The organism is Ruegeria sp. CDSA079 (assembly GCF_059612245.1).
In genome coordinates this window covers 1-19,148 of sequence record NZ_JBXWQF010000022.1, presented here as the reverse complement: position 1 = coordinate 19,148, position 19,148 = coordinate 1, and the positions used below count along the sequence as shown (strand labels likewise).

Sequence of the window (19,148 nt, the reverse complement as noted above, 5' to 3'; positions counted from 1 at the left end):
TTGCTTTCGCCAATGTCTTAAGATGTCAGGTGTGACGTGAAAAACCCGTCCGACTTTCCAGTAACCGGCCATGATTTCCGGAAGGTTTCAGTCCAACCCGAATGCTGAGCCAAAAATCGCGTGACAACTGCGCTGTTTTCATCGTCGAGAACCGAACAAGTCGCATAGGCCAATACGCCTCCCGCACGAACCAAAGGCGCGATTTCCTTAAGAATACCGGATTGAATGCGCGTGAGTTCTGTCAGACGTTCCTCGGTCAACGCCCATTTTCCGGCAGGCGCTCGCCGCCATGATCCGCTGCCCGAACAAGGCGCGTCCGCCAAAACCACATCAAAAGGGGCTAAACCCGCAAGATCTGAACTGTTCAGAACAGTTATTCTGGCCCCTGCCCGTTCCGCTCGGATCGGAATGTCTTTCAAGCGCCCCTGATTTACGTCATGCGCGAAGACATCGATGCTCTTATTCGCTGCAAGCGCCAGTGATTTGCCACCACCGCCTGCGCAATAATCCAGGACACGCATTCCCGGCTTTAGCTCCAGCGCTGAGACGACAGCCTGACTCGCGGCATCCTGAAGTTCGACCAGACCCTCGGCATAGGCCCGGCTTTGTGCGATGCGTCGGGCACCTTCCGTGACCTCTAGCGCCGTGTGGCACACAGATGTTGGACGGGCGATAATCCCCTCGGCTTTCAACGCCTCAGATGCCTTAGCGACATCCGATTTCAAAAGATTGACTCGCAGGTGAACGGCTGCCCGACTCTGCAATGCCTGTGCGCATGGCACCGCTTCGCCGCCCAGAGACTGGGTAAAACGCGGCCACAGCCATTCCGGGATGTCGAACCTTTCCGCTTCGGTTTCAAAACCCAGCGCTGCCTCTGCATCCTGCACCGGCAATGGCGCATGGCCGTCGCCGGTGAACAAACCGGCCGGATCCGCGTCAGAGGCACGGATCGCTCCGATCATCAATCCGCGACCGCTATTGCTTCCACCAAGCGCCGCATATGACCGTCTGCATCGCAACGCGTCGAAAACATGGTCCCGTACGGCCGCGCGATCTTTGGAGCCTGCAAACCGGCTGCGTCGCGCCCAACCGGTCAACGCCTTTTCCACCGGAGCTCCGGTCAGAATCTCATCCAGAATTTCTATAGATGCCTGAACGCGGGCGGCGGGTGTCATTGCATTAATACCTTGTAACGAAACAGCCCGTTCGCCGTTTCAAACGTAAACGACGCCCGTATTCGAGCGCCGTATATGGTTCTCAAGTTCTCACATCCCCCGGTAATTCGGGCTTTCGCGGGTGATCTGAACGTCATGCACATGGCTTTCCTTCAGGCCCGCGCCGGTAATTTTAACGAAATGGCAGTTTTTGCGCATCTCTTCGACAGTCGCGCAGCCGGTATAGCCCATCGCGGCCCGCAAACCGCCCACAAGTTGGTGGATGACGGCGCTGGCCGATCCTTTGTAGGGCACCTGCCCTTCAATGCCTTCGGGCACCAGCTTGTCGTTGGCCGCGTCCTTCTGAAAGTACCGGTCCGCCGACCCGCGTGCCATGGCACCCAGGCTGCCCATCCCCCGATAAGACTTGAACGACCGACCCTGATACAGGATCACTTCGCCCGGGCTTTCATCGGTGCCCGCGATCATCGAACCGACCATGGCGCAGGATGCCCCCGCGGCGATCGCCTTGGCAAAATCGCCTGAGAACTTGATGCCACCATCCGCGATGACCGGAACGTCACCTGCTGCGGCGGCGCAATCTCCGATTGCCGTCAACTGAGGTACACCCACGCCCGCGACCATCCGTGTGGTACAGATCGAACCCGGGCCGATGCCCACCTTGATTGCATCAGCTCCAGCATCGATCAGCGCCTTGGTGGCCTCACCCGTGGCAACGTTTCCTGCGATGATCTGGACCTCGTTCGACAGCGTTTTGGCGCGTGTAACCGCGTCCAGAACGCCCCGAGAATGGCCATGGGCCGTATCGACCACAATGATGTCGACACCGGAATCCACCAGTTGTTCGGACCGCTCAAAGCCCGCATCACCCACCGACGTCGCGGCAGCCACGCGCAAACGACCAAGCCGGTCCTTGCAAGCGGTTGGGTTCAGGACGGCCTGTTCTGTGTCCTTCAAGGTCAAAAGACCGGTCAGTTTCCCTTGGCGGTCTACCACAAGCAGTTTTTCGATGCGTCTGGCCCGCATCAGGCTTTTTGCTTCTTCCAGATCAGCCGGCTCTTGCAGCATGGCCAGATTGTCAGCGGTCATCATCGCCTTGATCGGTGTGTCGTCCGAAGTCGCAAAACGCATGTCCCGGTTGGTCACAATGCCCACGACACGACCTTCCGCATCCACGACGGGGAAGCCGGTGAAGTTATAGCGTTCCACCAAAGCCTGTGCATCCGCCAGCGTCTGATCTGCGCGCAACGTCACCGGGTTGTAAACGATACCCGATTCAAACCGCTTGACCCGCCGCACTTCACGGGCTTGCTCTTCAACCGAAAGGTTCTTGTGAATGACCCCGATGCCACCTGCTTGTGCCATGGCGATGGCCATTCGGGCTTCGGTCACGGTATCCATAGCTGAGCTCAGCAGCGGGATGTTCATGGTGATTTCACGCGTCACACGCGTGGTGGTATCCGCCGTCGCCGGAAGCACAGAAGATGCGCCCGGAACCAGGAGAACGTCGTCAAAGGTGAGTGCCTCACGAATCTGCATCTGATAACCCCATGCAAAAGCCCGTTTGACGGCGACGCTATCGCATGGATTGAACCAAAGGGAAAGCCCCCCAACGCAACTCTGGGCTATGGTAGCGCAGAAAACGCCGCAAGCCGAGCAAATCGTGCCGCTGATAGCCCTTTCCCTTTTTGCTCAACATCATATCTTGCGCCACATACGCGCGAATATGAAAAGGTATGTCACTAATGACCACCGACCCTCTTGTCGTCTTTACGCCCTCTGGCAAACGCGGGCATTTTCCCGTCGGCACCCCGATATTGACCGCGGCCCGCCAATTGGGCGTGGATCTGGATTCGGTCTGCGGCGGGCGTGGAATCTGCTCCAAGTGTCAGATCACCCCAAGCTATGGCGAGTTTCCCAAGCATGGCGTCACTGTGTCCGAAAACGCGCTGAGCGAATGGAACGCGGTTGAACAGCGCTATGACGATAAGCGTGGCCTGAAACCGGGTCGTCGTCTGGGATGTCAGGCGTCGGTTCAAGGCGATGTGGTGATCGATGTCCCGCCCGAAAGCCAAGTGCACCGTCAGGTTGTGCGCAAAGCCGCGGCGGCCCGCGCCATCACCATGGATCCCGCGACACGCCTGTATTTTGTGGTCGTCGAAGAACCCGACATGCACTCACCCACCGGCGATCTGGAGCGGTTGGAACGTGCCCTGCGCGAACAATGGCAGATCGAGGCTATCACAGCAGATCTGTCGCTGTTGACCAAGCTGCAACCGGTTCTGCGCAAGGGGAAGTGGGAGGTCACGGTGGCCGTTCACAAAGGTCACAACGACAACGTCGCCCGCATTGTCGAAATCTGGCCCGGCCTGCATGAAGGTGGGCTTTATGGTCTGGCGATCGACCTCGGTTCGACCACCATTGCGGCCCACCTGACCGATCTGGAAACGGGTGAGGTCAAGGCGTCGTCGGGTCTGATGAATCCGCAAATCCGGTTTGGCGAAGACCTGATGAGCCGTGTTTCATATTCGATGATGAACCCGGGCGGCGATCAGGAGATGACCAGGGCCGTGCGCGAGGCGATCAACGACCTGACCACTTCAATCGCTGAAGAGGCCGAGATCGACGCCGCACTGATCGTGGAAACCGTGTTTGTCTGTAACCCGGTCATGCACCATTTGCTGTTGGGTCTGGATCCGGTCGAATTGGGGCAAGCACCTTTTGCTCTGGCCACTTCGGAAAGCATGTCCCTGCCCGCGCGTGAAATGGACCTGACCACCATGAACCCCCGTGCGCAGGTCTATATACTGCCCTGCATCGCAGGCCACGTGGGTGCGGACTGTGCCGCTGTAGCGCTGTCGGAAGAGCCAGGCAAATCCGAGGATCTGGTGTTGATTGTGGACGTCGGCACCAATGCGGAAATCCTGCTGGGCAACACCAGCCGTGTTCTGGCCTGTTCCTCGCCCACCGGGCCAGCGTTTGAAGGTGCTCAGATCAGTTCCGGCCAACGCGCCGCGCCTGGCGCCATCGAGCGGATTGAGATTGACCCTGTCACAAAAGAACCCCGCTTCAGCGTGATCGGGTCCGAGAAATGGTCGGATGAGGACGGGTTTGACCTCGACATCGCCACCACGGGCATCACCGGCATCTGCGGTTCCGGTATCATCGAAGCCGTGGCCGAAATGCGTATCGCCGGATTGCTGGACGAAAGCGGATTGATTGGCTCGGCCGAGCAGACCGGAACCGCGCGCTGCGTCCCCGAAGGCCGCACCAATGCCTATCTGATCCACGATTCCAGCGCTGAAGGCGGCCCGCGCATCACGGTCACCCAGGGCGACATTCGCGCCATCCAGCTTGCGAAATCGGCGCTCTATGCCGGTGCGCGCCTGCTGATGGATGAGATGGATGTCGACCGCGTGGACCGTGTGGTTCTGGCCGGCGCGTTCGGGGCGCATATCTCGACCAAACACGCAATGGTTCTGGGGATGATCCCGGATGCGCCGCTGGACAAGGTCTCAAGCGCAGGAAACGCCGCAGGGACTGGTGCGCGTATTGCACTGTGCAATATCGGCGCACGGTCCGAGATTGAACGCGTGGTGCGCGAGATCACGAAAATCGAAACCGCCATCGAACCCAAGTTCCAGGATCACTTCGTCGCGGCCAACGCAATCCCGCATAAAACTGATCCGTTCCCGGAACTGGCACAGGTTGTCACGTTGCCCCGTCCCAGTTTCAACACCGGGGGGGGTGAAACCGAAGGGGGCGGCGGGCGTCGCCGCAGGCGTCGCGGCTAACCAAGAAATGGAACGACCCGGGAATCCTCTCCGGGTCGTTCCATCATTTCATTTCGGTATCCTTGGATCTTTAGGCGCGGAAGCCGCTATTGCCTTCGATGCACGTGAACAGCGCAAGGTGCGTGACGGACAACACGTGAAGCTGTCGATCCAAGAAAATAGTCGCTCAGCCCCGGTTTGTGAGAACCGATGACAATGCAATCCACCTCATTGTCGACTGCATAATCGATGATTGTTCGGGCTGTATGACCTTTGACGATCACGGGTTTAACCCCCGACAACCCTTCGACCTTTTTCAGCAATGTCAGTCGCGCACGATCAAACCCTTCGGCAACAACGGATTTGTCCAGAAAGGCGCTGACCGACCCATGTGGCATCTCGTAAACGTGCAAGGCAATGATCTCGGCTTCGTTTTCCGTCAATGCGCGCGCAACATCCAGCGTGTGTTGCGATAGGCCATGATCCAAAGCCATCGGAACAAGGACTTTCTTATACATAGAGGCCTCCAAATGTGGCGGGGCTATGCCCAGGGTCTCAGGATAATCTTAGGAGCAGCCACAGTACCAGAGCGGATATCACGAAATGCCTGTGCGCCATCTGCCAAGGCACGCTCCTCTACCCAGTCCAACGCGCCAAGCCGCCCGTCAAAGATAGCGTCGGCAGTCTGGCGGAAATCCTGCGCGGTGTAGGTATACGAGCCGATGAAGGTGATTTCCTGCAAGGTCATGCGGCGCACGTCCAAACCGCCGGTATCTTCGCCCAGGCCAACATGAACAATCACGCCGCCGGGATCTGCAACGGCAGATGCAACAGATCGCGTGGCCGCATACCCCACGGCATCAATGACAAGCGAATAGTTCCCTATCGCGGCGTCCGTGACTTTAAAATCTTCAATGCGCTGCAAATGCGATCTTCGCAAAGCATTGGGTTCCGTGATGGTGACATCATCGGCCCCCATCGCGCGCAAGGCCAGTGCAGCAGCCAATCCAATCGCGCCTCCACCAATGACCAGGGCCTTACGGGACATCGCCGGATGCAACACCTCAAGTCCCAGCCTAACCGCGTGCCAGCTAACGGCCAGTGGTTCCGCCAAAGCGGCTTTGGCGAACGAGACATGATCTGGTACAACAACCAGATTTCTGTCCGGCATCGAGACAAACTGCGCAAAGGCCCCTTCCCGCGGCGGCATCGAGATGATTTGACGTTCGGGGCACAGGTTTTCCCGGCCCGCGACGCAGGCTGGACATTGACCGCAGCTCACCAGCGGATTGATCGTCACTCGGTCTCCGGCGCGTAAACCTTCGACAATCATCCCGGCGGCCTCGTGGCCAAGGATCAAAGGGGCTGGACGACGCGCATCATGGCCGAGATAGGCGTGCATGTCCGATCCGCAGATACCTGCGGCCTCGACCCGGATCAAATGCTCAGACGCGTCAGGCACGGAATCTGGGACATCGCCGAATTCCATCTTCTCCACGCCTTTGTACACCAGTGCTTTCATTTGGCTGTAAACCCTCCGTCCACCATCAAGACTTGTCCAGTTACATAGTCAGAGGCTTGCGAGCACAAAAACAAGATCGGCCCATCTATGTCCTGCATCCGACCATTGCGCCCAATGCAGGTTTGCGCGGCATTCCGCTTGGAACGCTCGGGGTCATCAAAAACGGCCTGCGTCAATTCAGTGGGAAAGAACCCGGGACCAATAGCGTTGGCGGTGATCCCATAAGGCGACCATGCCTCGGCCATGGCTCGGGTCAATTGCCCGATACCCGCCTTCGTCGCGCCATAGGCGATACCACCAGGAAAAGCGCGCGTTGTTTGCAGCGAGGCGAAGTTTACAATGCGGCCCCAACCTTTCGCCTTCATCGCAGGCACCATAGCCTGACTTAGAAAAAAAGGTGCGCTGAGGTTCAGCGCCAGCGTGGCATCCCACCCGTTTGGTGTTACATCATCAGCGACCTCGCGCGTGTTTATCCCGGCTGCATGGACCAGAATGTCAGGCGCGCCGAACTTTGCGTCCACAGCTTCGACCAGGCCATTGATCCCGTCTCGGTCCGCGACATCGGCCACCACCGAAGCAGACCCGGACCCAATCTCGGCCCGCATCTGCGCCAACGCATCTTCACGCCGCGCTACGCCGACAATCTGCGCGCCTGCGGCAGCGAGCGCGCGCGCAACCTGCCGACCCAGCCCCGAACTTGCGCCGGTAACGCAGGCCACCCTGCCCGTCAGGTCAAACAAAGCGCGCGGGTCATCCATCGGCGGTCAGATCAAACTGCTCATCCGGAAAATACTTGGCCAGACGCACGTCTGCCGCACGTGCGTGCCCCTCCATCCCCTCCAGCCGCGAAATCCGCGCTGTCGCAATGGCAATGGGTTTGGACCCTTCCCGTGTTGCGCGCTGCCACGTCACGATCTTCATGTACTTATGGACACTCAGACCGCCGGTATAGCTGGCCGCGCCAGAGGTCGGCAGAACGTGGTTGGTTCCGGTGGCTTTGTCGCCGTAAGACACGGTGGTCTCTTCACCCAGAAACAGCGAACCATAGCAAGTCAGCCGGCCCAGCCACCAGTCGAGATCCTCGGCCTGAACGGTCAGGTGTTCGGGCGCGTAGTCATCGGAACAAGCGGCCATTTCTTCGCGATCACCGCAGACGATCACTTCGGCATAGTCTCTCCACGCGGCGGCAGCATTTTCCCTGTTCAGCTCGGGCAGGTCGTCAATCAATTGCGGCACCAGTTCCATCACGCTCTGAGCCAAAGTGCGATCGTCCGTCACCAGCCAAACCGGCGAGTTGTATCCGTGTTCGGCCTGACTGACCAAATCAGTTGCGACCACGTGGGCATCAGCACTTTTGTCGGCCAGGATCAGGCTGTCAGTTGGCCCCGCGATCATGTCGATGCCTACCTTGCCGTAGAGGATGCGCTTGGCCTCGGCCACGAACTGGTTGCCGGGACCCACGAGGATATTCGCCCGTGGCAGGCCAAACAGGCCATAGGTCATCGCGGCCACGCCCTGCACACCGCCCATCGCCAGAATGCTGTCGGCCCCGCAAATATGGGCAGCATAGACGATCGCAGGCGCCACGCCTTCGCCCGGACGGGGTGGAGAGCACGCGGTGATGTGGCGACACCCGGCCACCTTGGCCGTGGTCACCGTCATGATCGCGCTGGCGACATGGCTATAGCGCCCGCCGGGCACATAGCAACCCGCCGCATCAACCGGGATAGCCTTTTGCCCTGCAACAACGCCGGGCACGATCTCAGTCTCGACATCTGACACGGTGGCCTTTTGCGTCTCGGCAAAGCGGCGTACGTTGTCATGGGCAAAACGGATATCGGCCTTCAACTTCTCGGGCACCAAGGCGATGGCGGCGTCGATCTCGTCCTGGGTCATCAGGACATTGCCTTCGAACTTGTCGAATTTGACGGCGTATTCCAATGCCTTGGCGTCGCCTCCGGTCTCGATTTCAGACAGGATAGTCTTGACCGTATCATGCACCTCGGTCGCATGAGACTCCGCCGTCAAGGTTGCCTTTTTCAGATAGTCACGCGGCATGTTCAACAGGTCCTATTGGTAGATTTCAGGAAGCAAGGTGGTCGAGACAGCTGGTACGTAGGCAATCAAGAGCACCACGATCAGCATGGTCAATACGAAGGGCACAGCCCGGACGGCAATCTTCAGAATCGACTCTCCGGTAATGCCAGATACAACGAACAGGTTCAGACCCAGCGGAGGCGTGATGAAACCAACACCCAGCGCGGTGATCATCATTATGCAGAACTGAATCTCATTCATTCCGATATTATCCGCCAGCGGTTTCAAGATCGGTGCCAGGATCACAATATTGGGCGTCGTCTCCATGACACAGCCAGCAGCGATCAGAATGCCGATCATCAACAGGATCAGCAGATAGGGATCGTCGGTCATTGCCGTTATCGAGGTCACAAATCCCTGCGGAACCCCCATGATCGCCAGCGCCTCGGCCAGTGGTGCAGAGAAGGCGATGATCGGCAGGATTACCCCGTTCACCTTGGCAGAACTGACCAGCATCGACGGAAAATCGGCCAGTGTCAGTGTGCGCAGGATGAAACCCATGATGATAGTGACAACAACTGCAGTCGCACCGGCCTCGGTCGGCGTCAGGCGGCCCGAGAAGATGCCGTAGAAAATGATACCCGGCACGATGAAGGCATACCAACCAGATTTCAGGGCTTTGCCCAGATTGGACAACCATTCACTCATGGTCATCAGTCCACCACCTTCATAGGCATAAAGACGGTTCATGATGATGTTGGTGATCAGGATCGACACCAGAATGGCCAGACCGGGGATCAATGCGGCCAGAAACAGGGTCGAGGCGGAAATACCCAGTACAAGCCCGATGATGATGTATGCAATCGACGGTGGGATCAGAATACCGGTGCAGGCCCCTGCCGCGACCAGAGCACAGGCATAAGGGCGCGGATAACCGCTTTCGACCAGACGATTAATGGTCATTCGTCCCACAGCTGCAGCCCCTGCAGCATCCGAACCCGAGATTGCAGCAAACATGCCGCAGACCAGCACCGTAGCCGACCCGAAACCGCCCTTGGCAAAGCACGTCAGTGCCTCGGCCACGTCCAGAAATTTACGCGACAATCCTGTTCGAACCAGCACGTCCCCGGTTAGAATGAACAGGGGAACGGCAGTTAGAGCAAAGGCGTCGATACCAGTGAACAGGCTCTCGCCCACCAGGCTTAGCGGCAGGTCGCCGGACATGATCAGCATCACGATGGCTGCCGACCCAATGGCGGCCCATACAGGCACAGCCATAGCGATCAAAGCAACGAACAGGATCACAGGGACATAAAAGTCCCAGCCCAGTTCAACGGTTTGATTGAGGGAATTCCAAAGCATTGCGCGTCTCCTCAGTCAAACAACTTGTCGCCTTCGAAGACGGGTGTGCCGTCTCGCAGACATTTCAAATCACGCATCAGGGATTGGATCAGTCGCCAGATCATCAGCGCAAATCCGGTGGGTACAGCCATCAGGAACCAAACTTTTGAAACCCGCAGACCATCCGTCACCGAGCCAAATTTTGCTGAAACATGCACCGCTTCATAAGACCAGTAGAGTGCAATAGCGGCCACGGCGAACATCACCAGATCGCCGAAGATATACAGCACCGCCTTGGGACGAGGACTGAGGTAGTGCATGATGACATCAATACGGATATGGGCGCGTTCCTTGACCGCCGCAGCCGCGCCAATCCAGGCGAGGTAGATAAAGGAATAGCGAACGATCTCTTCGCCCCAGATCGAGGAATAGGCGAATATCTCACGCCGCAGCACTTCGATCGCCATGGTGATCACCAGCATCACGTAGAAAACCAGCAGCAACCAGCGCTCTGCGTTTCGGTCAAGGTTTTGAAGAATGGTCATCAGATCCCCCGGCGATAGGACAGCGATCCCCTTGCCCGGAACGGCAAGAGTATTGCAGTCGGTCTGTGCGACAAGGTTGTGGACGCCAAAACGGCGTCCACAGTTTGGGTACTATGCGTCGTGAACGTAGTATTTGCCCTGCGTTCCGGCGGCTTCGACCAGCTTTTCGAAGTTTTCCATTGACCCGGCCAGCTCGGTCTTGAACGGGTCCCAATCGGCGTTCTGATAGCCACCCGCATCCTGCCATTCGGCCAGTTGATCATCGCTGAGCGAGTGGAATTCTACGCCCGCCTTGTTCAACTCGGCCATGGCATAAGCACGAGCAGACGGAACCTTGGACAGGTTTTGATGCGCGGTCATTTCAGACCCCCACATGATGCCGTCCTGAACGTCTGCTGGCATTGAGTTGAACCACTCAAGATTGCAGGAATACACCTGACTGTCCGGCACCGCCTGCGTGAAGGTCACGTGGCTCAGGATGTCCTTGAAACCGAAGACAAACAGCGCGCCGACAGAAGGATCAAGCGCATCCGCGACACCCTGTTTAATGGCCGAAGGTGTCTCACCCCAGGCGACAGGTGTCGGGTTGGCGCCAACCATGCGATAATATTGCTGAAGCATCTTTGAGCCGGGAACACGGAACTTGATGCCGCTCATGTCGCCTGGAGTAATAACGGCGTTACCACCCTGACGAACTGCAACAACACGCGGATCGATATTCACGTAAAACAGGGCCTTGAAGCCCGCAGCCTCGACCTTGGGATGAACCTCGTTCTCCCACGTGTCCGAATGGACAAGGTTGGTGAAACGCTGGTTCGAGCCACAAAGGTACGGCATGTTGATCAGGTCAACGGTCGACGCAAAAGGCGCGAAGTTCGACAGCGAATGCTGCGCAGCCTGAATGGTTCCACCCTGCACTTTCTGCACCAGTGAACCACCTGCACCCAACTGCCCGCCCGGTGCCAGTTTGACATAGACCTTACCATTGGTGGCGTTCTGAATGTTCTCTTTCAGATCCAGTTGCATGATTGGATAGCTGCGTGAGGCGCCCAGCACATAAGCCGTGGCCACAGTCATCACATGTTCTGCCGCCTGCTCGCGCTCGCGCTCTTCCTTGGCGGTTTGCGCGGCGGCCTCGGACGACCACAACACCCCGCCTGCCCCGGCTACCAAAGCGGCGGTAAACGCACCACTTGCGCTCAACTTCAGGAAATTGCGGCGTTCAGCGGACGCCAGTTCGGTCTTGTCGTTGTTCATGAATTGCCCTCCCAAGCAAAAAATTCAGCTGCCGTCTGTTGCGTCGCGGTCAGCTTCCTTTTTCAGAATTGCGACAACGAACAAGATCGACGCCGCGAACAGAACCAACATCTCTCCAACGTCCCCAAGAAACGCGCTGTTCGCATAGGCACCCAGGGCGACGTTGGCGAAGTAGATCGCAAAAACGACGGCAGATGCAGCGACAAACATATTTGGGACTCCTTACAGAATCGGCTCTTAAATCTATTTGTAAGCGCTTACATGCTAAATGCAAGCGCTTACATAGGCACTACCATCGCCCCAAAAAAGCGCATAACTTAAGGCAAACGGAATAACGGGTTTGAAAATGTCAAAACATCGATCCGCACCGACGTTGGATGACGTTGCCAAGGCTGCGGGGGTTTCAACCGCCACTGTGTCGCGGTGCCTGAACAATCCGCAACAGGTTGTTGAAGCCACGCGCCAGCGTGTTTTGTGCGCGGTTGATGAACTGGGATATACGCCAAACTTCGCAGCCCGCGTGATGGCGGCAAAACGGTCATTTACTATTGGAGCAATCATACCAACGATGGAAAACGCCATTTTTGCGCGCGGTTTGCAGGCGTTTCAGGAAGAATTACACAAACGCGGTTACACGCTGCTCGTCTCAAGCTCTGCCTACAGGCCCGAAGCCGAAGAAGAGCAAATCAGAACACTGGTTGCCCGCGGCGCTGATGGGCTTTTGCTGATCGGTCACGATCGTGAAGAGCAGATATATGATTATCTCGAACGGCAAAAGGTGCCAGCGCTGGTTGCCTGGTCTTTCAACCCGACCAACCGCACACCCTCGGTCGGATTCGACAACCGGCAAGCCATGAATACCCTCGCTCAACAGGTCATCGCGCTGGGGCACAGGCATCTTGCGACAATTTCGGGCATCAGCAAGGGTAACGATCGCGCGCGGTTGAGAATCGCGGGTATCAAAGACGCGATGGCCGAGAACGGACTGGCGCCGGATGATCTGTTCGTAGTCGAAACCACCTATGAAATCGAAAATGGCGCTGAAGCCTTCAGGGATCTCATGTCTTACGCCCCTGCCCCGACCGCAGTTCTTTGCGGCAACGACGTTCTGGCAGTGGGTGCTATACGCCAGGCGCAAGAGATGGGGCTGCGCGTGCCTGACGATGTTTCGATCACCGGGTTCGACGACATCGAATTAGCCCGTATCGTTTCGCCCGCGCTGACCACGGTTCATGTCCCTCATCGTGAAATGGGGCAAAAAGCGGCGCTGGAATTGATTCACATGATCGAAACAAGCGCGTCCGGTCGTTCAGTTGAACTATCTACACGACTGATAAACCGAGAATCTTTGCAGGCAGCAACAGTTTAAGCGCCGGGAAACCACGTAACACATGAGACTGGATTCTGGAGTGGGTAGCGAGCACCATGTTGCTGTTGCAACATGTCGCAAATAGAACGTAACCCACAGTTTGTGTTCCATTTTGCAAATTTCACTTGTAGCTAATTGTGTCATCATGTGGCAAATCAACCCAACGCACGTATGGGGCAGAATGTGGGGCAGATATGGCAAGAGGAAATAACCGACTTTCCGCGACACAAGTAAAGAACGCGCCTCCCGGCAGCGTCGTGCAGGATGGTGGCGGCCTATCCCTAAAGCGGTCGCAGAGCGGCGGGCGCTGGACATTCCGTTTCCAGATCAATGGAAAGCGGCGAGATATGGGCTTGGGCTCTTACCCTGACATGTCCCTGCATGATGCACGTAAAGAACGATCTAAGTGGACCGCCTTCGCGGAACGCGGCGAAGATCCGATTGCGGAACGTGAGCGTCGGCGCTTAGAGGAAGAAAACAGCCAGAACGACCCTACGTTTGAGGAAATGGCACAACTGGTGTTCGATGGGCGCAAGGAGCGTCTGCGCGGCGATGGCAAGCGAGGCATGTGGTTTTCGCCGCTCAAGAACCACGTAATCCCCAAGATCGGCAATCGCAGAATCAGCACCCTGCACCAGCGCGATATTCACGATGCCTTGAAACCGATCTGGCGCACCAAGCACGAGACTGCCGACAAGGCGATGTACCGCACTCGCATGGTTCTGCGGCAGGCAAAGTTGATGGGCTATGAGGCGGAACCGTTCATCTGTGACGCGGCCCGTCATATGTTGGGTTATGTCGAGCGCGTTCAAAAGCCCCTGCCCGCAACGCCTTGGCAAGAGATCCCTGATCTGTACTCGCGGCTGGATCAACATCACCCTTCTTACCTAGCTCTGCGTTTCACGATCCTGACGGCGGCGCGCGGGATGCCCGTTCGCGGGGCTCGATTCGATGAGATTGACGGCGACGTGTGGACGGTCCCAAAAGAGCGCATGAAAGGCGAACGAGGCAAAGTGCAGGATTTCCGTATCCCTCTATCGACCGAGGCCATGAACGTGGTTGAGATATGCCGCGAACTACGCCGCAATGACTTCCTGTTTCCAAGCCCGAGGACGAATAAAGGCGTCAGCGACGTTGCCATGGCGAAGGTACTGAACCATCTAAATGAAGTGGGTCGCATACACGGCTTTCGGTCGTCGTTCAGGATGTGGATTCAGGACAATGAAACGGCAAGTTTCGAAACCGGGGAAACGGCCTTAGCTCATGCCATCGGCAATAAGGTGGAGCGGTCCTATGCGCGCTCGGATCTGCTGGATAAGCGACGTGTCCTCATGCAGAAATGGGCCGATTTCGTAGCCCAGACCGAAAGCAAGATATTGCAGCTTCGCGGTTAGATAGGCAGCGGCTCGGTTCGTTTATGAAACAAATTTTGTGTACTCTGGGGGCAAGACCCGAAAACAAGCATATATTCAACTGCAGCTTCACACTAAATTGCAGACGTTCGTCAAAATTTGGGCTGTGACCGTTGTGCGGACGGAGCAGACATTCAAAGCAAAGGCCGTTGCCGCCAGCGGCCCATCGGATTTAGAGAGCTTGCAAGGCGGAACGGCAGCGATGCACAGTGGACGCATGTCAACCTTTCAACGGATCATTCTACCTGCAAGCACTCTGATGCTTGTTGGTACTGCGGCAGTGTCTTTGGAGATGTCCTGCACTCACCCTGACAGGCCAAATCACACGTATAGCATTGACGGTGATCAGGGTATTTTTACCTGGGATGACCACGACATCGAGCGCACTTGGTTGCTCAAGTGCAATGACCAACGAAACGGCTTTCATGCTTGCCACAGGTCAGAGAGCTTCGGCGAGCGCGGCACTAGCGTGATTACTTTCGTGATGCTTCCAGATGGAATCTTAGTCGAAAGCGGCTATTGGGCTCTGCTCGATACCAGCCGCGTCAGCGTAACATCAGGCTTCGTTTGTGAGACCGAAGGCAATTGACCGCTTTGCGGACAATGCCTCTGTTTTCGTGGCTTCGAAACTCTAGCCGTTCAGGCAAACAGAACAGAAGGCTGCTCTTGCTTCAAGGCGGAGTCTCACCTGGCGAGTTTGGCATATTTTGTTGCGGGCGTGCCGACCTGTAGCCATAGTCCTGACCGAACGAAGTAGGAGATGCACCTCATGCCCGCCCGCAACAGATTTGCCGAAATGCATGCCGAGATCACTGAGTGGCGGCGGGACATTCATGCTCATCCCGAACTGCGGTTCGAAGAACATCGAACTGCTGCAAAGGTGGTCAAATTGCTCACTGAGTTTGGCTGCAATGATGTGGTCTCTGGCGTCGGCCGGACCGGGGTAGTGGGCGTGATTCACGGTCGAACGCAGACATCAGGCAAGGCGATTGGGTTTCGAGCGGACATGGATGCATTGCCAATTCCGGAAACCACAGGTTTATCGTACGCCTCGACTAATCCTGGCGTTATGCACGCATGCGGTCATGACGGACATACTGCAATGCTGCTTGGTGCTGCGAAATACCTAGCCGAGACGCGCAATTTCAACGGTACCGTAGTGCTGATTTTCCAGCCCGCTGAAGAAGGTAGCGGTGGCGCGCGCGCGATGCTTGACGATGGATTGATGGACCGTTGGGGCATTCAGGAAGTTTATGGTATGCATAATTGGCCGGGCATTCCAGCTGGTCAGTTTGCAGTGCGCGACGGACCGCAAATGGCCGCTACTGCGTTTTTCGAACTCACAATCAAGGGCAAGGGAGGCCACGCGGCGCTACCTCATATTGCGGTGGATACAACCGTGGCTGCTGCGCAGGTGATTACCGCGCTACAGACCATCGCGGCACGCAATATCGATCCGTTAAAATCCGTTGTTGTTTCCACCTGCGGACTGCGCAGTGACAGCAATACCTTCAACGTTATCCCGGAAGAGATAATATTGCGTGGTACGGTGCGCTATTTCGATGCTGACGTACATGAGATCGTGCAAAAACGTCTACGCGAGCTTGCCGAACTGACGGCGCAAGCAAACGGCGCAAAAGCACATCTAGATTACACTTCACGCGTGCCACCCACCATCAACAACCCAGAAGCCGCTGCGCGCGCTGCTAAGGTGGCACAGGCAGTTTCCGGCAATGTAATCCGTGAATTCGACCCGGTCATGCCCGGCGAGGATTTCTCTGAAATGCTGGCCGAACGGCCCGGGGCTTATCTCTTCATCGGCAATGGTGACAGCGCCGCCCTGCACAACCCGGCGTACGAATTCAACGACGACATAATCCCGGCAGGCAGTACATGGTACGCGGAGATGGCGGAGAGGCGCATGCCAATTTGATCAGGAGTAGCTGACCCAATACGACAACCGCTGTACTAAGAAACCTATTTCCTGGTTAGATGGTTTGCCGTCAGTTGGTTAGTAGGAAGAGATTACTTTGCACTTAAGTCATGCTCTTTCTTGCGGCTACTCATGGGCCCTGTGCCGCTTCGATCGGCAGCAGATCTTCTCGAAAATTGCAGTTATGCTGCGGGCAGCAGTCGCCGCTTGTAGCGGGCCTTGCGCTTCCGCAAACGATTGGCAGATCGAATACGCATAGGCCACGATTTCTGGCAAAACGGTTTCGAATTTTGAGAGGGTAGCCACAGTTAGAAAGCGAGCCACGCCTCGCATGAACAAATGATAAGGTTGAAGAGGGTTCTTCACTTCGCGCTCGATCAAACGGGAAAGGCAGTATCCGCGTAGTCATCGGCACCTTCCCGCGTAGGAATCTGCGTAGTTTTCCAAATGCGTCGGATTTAGCTCCGCGCTGCGCTGATTGGCACGATTTGAGTCGTCCGGTTAGACCGTTAGAGCGGTTTGGATAAATGACGAACAGATTGCCGTTCAGATTTGGATAGCAAGCGGAATCTGCCAATCGACTAACGGTCTATTGGACAAGGTGTAAGAAATCCTATGGTTTAATCGACCAAACCTTGTGCGGCACATGCTTGAGCATGAAGCTAATCAGCGAAAACTCGACCGTCTATTTTAATCAAAACGCATACCCACCATCACCCGTGTATTGAATTTGTGAGACAATACCGCAAAAAATGCCCCGCGCAGAGGCAGGAGTTATTTGACCGCTAGCCCATTGTTGCGAGAACTGCGACGCGCCGAACTCGTACCCCCTCATTAAAATCGTAAATCCCCATCAGGGCGCGCCGCCTCACTCTGATAGATTTGCCGTTTGTTCAAATTGCGCCCATGGGATGAAAGGTGCGGTAGCCTCCTGACATTCAAAAATCGCAATTCAATCTTCGAACAGATAATGAAAAGCTCGTGGGGCGACACGCCGAACTCAACAACCCCCTAAAATCCGGCTAGAAAGACCGGATCACCCAAAAATCTTCACGTGCCGCCCACGGGAAGAGGATCGCATTGTGGCAAAGTTGTGTCCACGGCTCGTTCTGAAACTTACCGTTCGCACTTTGGAAACAGACTATTTCGACTGAGCTTGCTGCATTACGGGAATCCCCCAATTTAGGGCAAGACGCCAATTGAGTAGTGTGGGATTAAATTATCAACTTACCCCCTCGTGATGAAGATAGGGGCTGGCCCGACCCGCCTCAGCCAGCCCCTACGATTGCTCTAGGGTCAGGACCTTTTAAAACGCCCCAACCTCAATCGCAGCTATTGTAAACCGAAGACATTTGAAAAATTCGGGCTGTGGCCGCTGAGCGGACGAAACTGCCATTCGTCGTTGTGCTCAAATCACCCGAATTTGGACCGAACTTCAGTTATGGACCTGTGATTGGAGGAGGCTTGCGGCGTTGTCCAGACATTGCGTTTCCGACAATCGCGGCAAGCAGGACCGCGCCTCCGATCAGCGTGTCGGTCGTCGCGGTTTCTCCTAAGAAAAGCCAAACCCAAAGCGGGCCCAGTAGTAATTCAGCCAACGATAGGAGAGTGAGTTCTGCCGCTGGCAGACTTCTCGATCCAATGGTGTAGAGGATCAAACCGGCCCCGACCTGAAAGATCCCCATGGCAAAGGCTACGCTGCCGTCATTCAGGCTTGTGATCAGCGAAAGACCTTGAAGCTGGCAGATCGCAAGGGTGATGATGACTCCGAAGAGCCCAGACAGAAACACGGACGGCAGCATCTCTGACGTTCGACCCCAGCGCAGCGCAACTGTAAAGACAGCGAAACCGAACGCGGACCCAAGTGCGGCTAGGCTGCCTTTCAGAACAACGTTTCCTGATTTATCGACAACCATGATCGCAATTCCAACCAGTGCGATCACGATTGCAATCCAAGTCGCTCTGCGTACAGGCTCTCGAAGGACAATCCATGCTAGAACAGCCGTCAAAAACGGTGCTGTAGCAAAGAGCAACATCGCGTTGGCAACAGATGTATTCTGTATTGCGTAAATCGCGCCAGAATAAGCAGCCAGCAAAGACAAGGCAGCGACAACAGCGGGCAAGCCGGTTCGGCGAAGCTGAACGAACGGGTTTTCACCAGACCGAAAGCAAATAACGACATAGAGGAACAGCGACATCGCCATCGAGCGGTAGAGCAGGATTTGCCAGACGCCGGCCTCTTCTATCAGGCGAATGCCGAGACCCACCGTTGACCAAAGAACGCCAGCGGCAAAAACAAACAGAACACCGTGTTGATGGGCGCCTGAAGAGCTCGGTATGTTGTCAGTAGTCGTAATTGCAATAAACTCCAAACCCAGAGCCAGCCTAGTTGTGTCTGCGAGTACGTTCTGCATCATTTGCGACAACGACACGTCGATCTTTATTGTGACTGTAGCTGCGTTCCAGCGAACAAATAACGTGAAATTGAGTTCCGGGGAGGCCCGCAGAAAACGGTCTCGGCTTTACCGCTTCGGCACAGAATCCGCCGTTCCACTAATCTGGACCAATGTCTACAATGCGGACTTAGCAGCCTGATGCAGATGCGGCGAACTTCGCGATCGAACTCGCGTCACGTCGCGGAGAACTTCGCGGCAATGCAGCGCGTTTTCCCGAAAACGGACATTGAACGCGTTGAACTTGGCCTTTTCCTATTTTGTTGAAAAACTCGGGCTTGATCGGTTGGTAAGTTGCTGATTCAATTCTTCCTAAAGGGAGGGATCAGCC

16 protein-coding genes are annotated in these 19,148 nt (G+C 56.3%); 5 read left to right on the top strand and 11 right to left on the bottom strand.

The genetic code is table 11. The features are described from left to right. Positions 1–17 precede the first annotated feature (17 nt). Together AC2FJZ_RS18600 and guaB are read right to left on the bottom strand one after the other, a co-directional pair. Positions 18–1,175, bottom strand: a complete 1,158-nt coding sequence (locus AC2FJZ_RS18600; RefSeq protein WP_496779507.1) for an RsmB/NOP family class I SAM-dependent RNA methyltransferase — start codon at positions 1,173–1,175, stop codon at positions 18–20. 90 nt (positions 1,176–1,265) lie between these two features. Next, positions 1,266–2,714 (bottom strand): IMP dehydrogenase, encoded by a 1,449-nt coding sequence (gene guaB / locus AC2FJZ_RS18595; protein WP_496779505.1) that lies wholly within the window; start codon positions 2,712–2,714, stop codon positions 1,266–1,268. A 206-nt stretch (positions 2,715–2,920) separates the two neighbouring features. Between guaB and AC2FJZ_RS18590 the strand changes: the two genes are divergently transcribed. Continuing rightward, complete coding sequence (locus tag AC2FJZ_RS18590) at positions 2,921–4,969, top strand: ASKHA domain-containing protein (protein WP_496779503.1); 2,049 nt, start codon at positions 2,921–2,923, stop codon at positions 4,967–4,969. 86 nt (positions 4,970–5,055) lie between these two features. On the opposite strand, the gene AC2FJZ_RS18585 is transcribed toward AC2FJZ_RS18590, so the two are convergent. From AC2FJZ_RS18585 to AC2FJZ_RS18550, 8 genes are all read right to left on the bottom strand, one after another. Beyond that, positions 5,056–5,466, bottom strand: coding sequence for a universal stress protein (locus AC2FJZ_RS18585; RefSeq protein ID WP_050602523.1), 411 nt, complete (start codon positions 5,464–5,466; stop codon positions 5,056–5,058). A 23-nt stretch (positions 5,467–5,489) separates the two neighbouring features. After that, on the bottom strand, positions 5,490–6,470 hold the full coding sequence (locus AC2FJZ_RS18580; RefSeq protein WP_496779501.1) for an alcohol dehydrogenase catalytic domain-containing protein: 981 nt from the start codon (positions 6,468–6,470) through the stop codon (positions 5,490–5,492). Continuing rightward, a complete protein-coding gene (locus tag AC2FJZ_RS18575; RefSeq protein ID WP_496779499.1) occupies positions 6,467–7,228 on the bottom strand; it encodes an SDR family NAD(P)-dependent oxidoreductase in 762 nt (253 codons plus the stop codon). The genes AC2FJZ_RS18580 and AC2FJZ_RS18575 overlap by 4 nt, the downstream gene beginning before the upstream one ends. Next, positions 7,221–8,528, bottom strand: coding sequence for a histidinol dehydrogenase (gene hisD / locus AC2FJZ_RS18570; protein ID WP_496671187.1), 1,308 nt, complete (start codon positions 8,526–8,528; stop codon positions 7,221–7,223). The genes AC2FJZ_RS18575 and hisD overlap by 8 nt, the downstream gene beginning before the upstream one ends. Before the next feature lie 12 nt (positions 8,529–8,540). Next, complete coding sequence (locus tag AC2FJZ_RS18565; protein ID WP_496671190.1) at positions 8,541–9,869, bottom strand: TRAP transporter large permease; 1,329 nt, start codon at positions 9,867–9,869, stop codon at positions 8,541–8,543. An 11-nt stretch (positions 9,870–9,880) separates the two neighbouring features. Beyond that, positions 9,881–10,393 (bottom strand): TRAP transporter small permease, encoded by a 513-nt coding sequence (locus tag AC2FJZ_RS18560; protein ID WP_050602528.1) that lies wholly within the window; start codon positions 10,391–10,393, stop codon positions 9,881–9,883. Between the two features lie 111 nt (positions 10,394–10,504). Continuing rightward, positions 10,505–11,650 carry a TRAP transporter substrate-binding protein gene (locus AC2FJZ_RS18555; RefSeq protein WP_496779497.1) on the bottom strand — a complete coding sequence of 382 codons (1,146 nt, stop codon included), beginning with the start codon at positions 11,648–11,650 and terminating at the stop codon, positions 10,505–10,507. A gap of 24 nt (positions 11,651–11,674) precedes the next feature. Continuing rightward, entirely contained in the window at positions 11,675–11,860 is a 186-nt protein-coding gene (locus AC2FJZ_RS18550) for a hypothetical protein (RefSeq protein ID WP_050602530.1), read from the bottom strand. A gap of 136 nt (positions 11,861–11,996) precedes the next feature. On the opposite strand from AC2FJZ_RS18550, the gene AC2FJZ_RS18545 reads away from it, so the two are divergent. The 4 genes from AC2FJZ_RS18545 (at position 11,997) to AC2FJZ_RS18530 (ending at position 16,364) form a co-directional block, all read left to right on the top strand. Then, positions 11,997–13,019, top strand: coding sequence for a LacI family DNA-binding transcriptional regulator (locus AC2FJZ_RS18545; RefSeq protein WP_496671197.1), 1,023 nt, complete (start codon positions 11,997–11,999; stop codon positions 13,017–13,019). 194 nt (positions 13,020–13,213) lie between these two features. Continuing rightward, positions 13,214–14,413 carry a tyrosine-type recombinase/integrase gene (locus AC2FJZ_RS18540; RefSeq protein ID WP_496671200.1) on the top strand — a complete coding sequence of 400 codons (1,200 nt, stop codon included), beginning with the start codon at positions 13,214–13,216 and terminating at the stop codon, positions 14,411–14,413. Positions 14,414–14,450: 37 nt separating this feature from the next. Continuing rightward, positions 14,451–15,020, top strand: a complete 570-nt coding sequence (locus AC2FJZ_RS18535; protein WP_496779495.1) for a hypothetical protein — start codon at positions 14,451–14,453, stop codon at positions 15,018–15,020. Positions 15,021–15,200: 180 nt separating this feature from the next. Further along, positions 15,201–16,364, top strand: coding sequence for a M20 aminoacylase family protein (locus AC2FJZ_RS18530; RefSeq protein WP_496779494.1), 1,164 nt, complete (start codon positions 15,201–15,203; stop codon positions 16,362–16,364). Positions 16,365–17,803: 1,439 nt separating this feature from the next. Here the strand turns inward: AC2FJZ_RS18530 and AC2FJZ_RS18525 are convergent. After that, positions 17,804–18,796, bottom strand: coding sequence for a DMT family transporter (locus AC2FJZ_RS18525; protein ID WP_496779493.1), 993 nt, complete (start codon positions 18,794–18,796; stop codon positions 17,804–17,806). Between the last annotated feature and the right edge of the window lie 352 nt (positions 18,797–19,148).

Bases quoted from the DNA above. Each gene is read 5' to 3' on its own strand.
- AC2FJZ_RS18600 (WP_496779507.1), bottom strand. From the start codon at position 1,175: ATGACACCCGCCGCCCGCGTTCAGGCATCTATAGAAATTCTGGATGAG.
- guaB (WP_496779505.1), bottom strand. From the start codon at position 2,714: ATGCAGATTCGTGAGGCACTCACCTTTGACGACGTTCTCCTGGTTCCG.
- AC2FJZ_RS18590 (WP_496779503.1), top strand. From the start codon at position 2,921: ATGACCACCGACCCTCTTGTCGTCTTTACGCCCTCTGGCAAACGCGGG.
- AC2FJZ_RS18585 (WP_050602523.1), bottom strand. From the start codon at position 5,466: ATGTATAAGAAAGTCCTTGTTCCGATGGCTTTGGATCATGGCCTATCG.
- AC2FJZ_RS18580 (WP_496779501.1), bottom strand. From the start codon at position 6,470: ATGAAAGCACTGGTGTACAAAGGCGTGGAGAAGATGGAATTCGGCGAT.
- AC2FJZ_RS18575 (WP_496779499.1), bottom strand. From the start codon at position 7,228: ATGGATGACCCGCGCGCTTTGTTTGACCTGACGGGCAGGGTGGCCTGC.
- hisD (WP_496671187.1), bottom strand. From the start codon at position 8,528: ATGCCGCGTGACTATCTGAAAAAGGCAACCTTGACGGCGGAGTCTCAT.
- AC2FJZ_RS18565 (WP_496671190.1), bottom strand. From the start codon at position 9,869: ATGCTTTGGAATTCCCTCAATCAAACCGTTGAACTGGGCTGGGACTTT.
- AC2FJZ_RS18560 (WP_050602528.1), bottom strand. From the start codon at position 10,393: ATGACCATTCTTCAAAACCTTGACCGAAACGCAGAGCGCTGGTTGCTG.
- AC2FJZ_RS18555 (WP_496779497.1), bottom strand. From the start codon at position 11,650: ATGAACAACGACAAGACCGAACTGGCGTCCGCTGAACGCCGCAATTTC.
- AC2FJZ_RS18550 (WP_050602530.1), bottom strand. From the start codon at position 11,860: ATGTTTGTCGCTGCATCTGCCGTCGTTTTTGCGATCTACTTCGCCAAC.
- AC2FJZ_RS18545 (WP_496671197.1), top strand. From the start codon at position 11,997: ATGTCAAAACATCGATCCGCACCGACGTTGGATGACGTTGCCAAGGCT.
- AC2FJZ_RS18540 (WP_496671200.1), top strand. From the start codon at position 13,214: ATGGCAAGAGGAAATAACCGACTTTCCGCGACACAAGTAAAGAACGCG.
- AC2FJZ_RS18530 (WP_496779494.1), top strand. From the start codon at position 15,201: ATGCCCGCCCGCAACAGATTTGCCGAAATGCATGCCGAGATCACTGAG.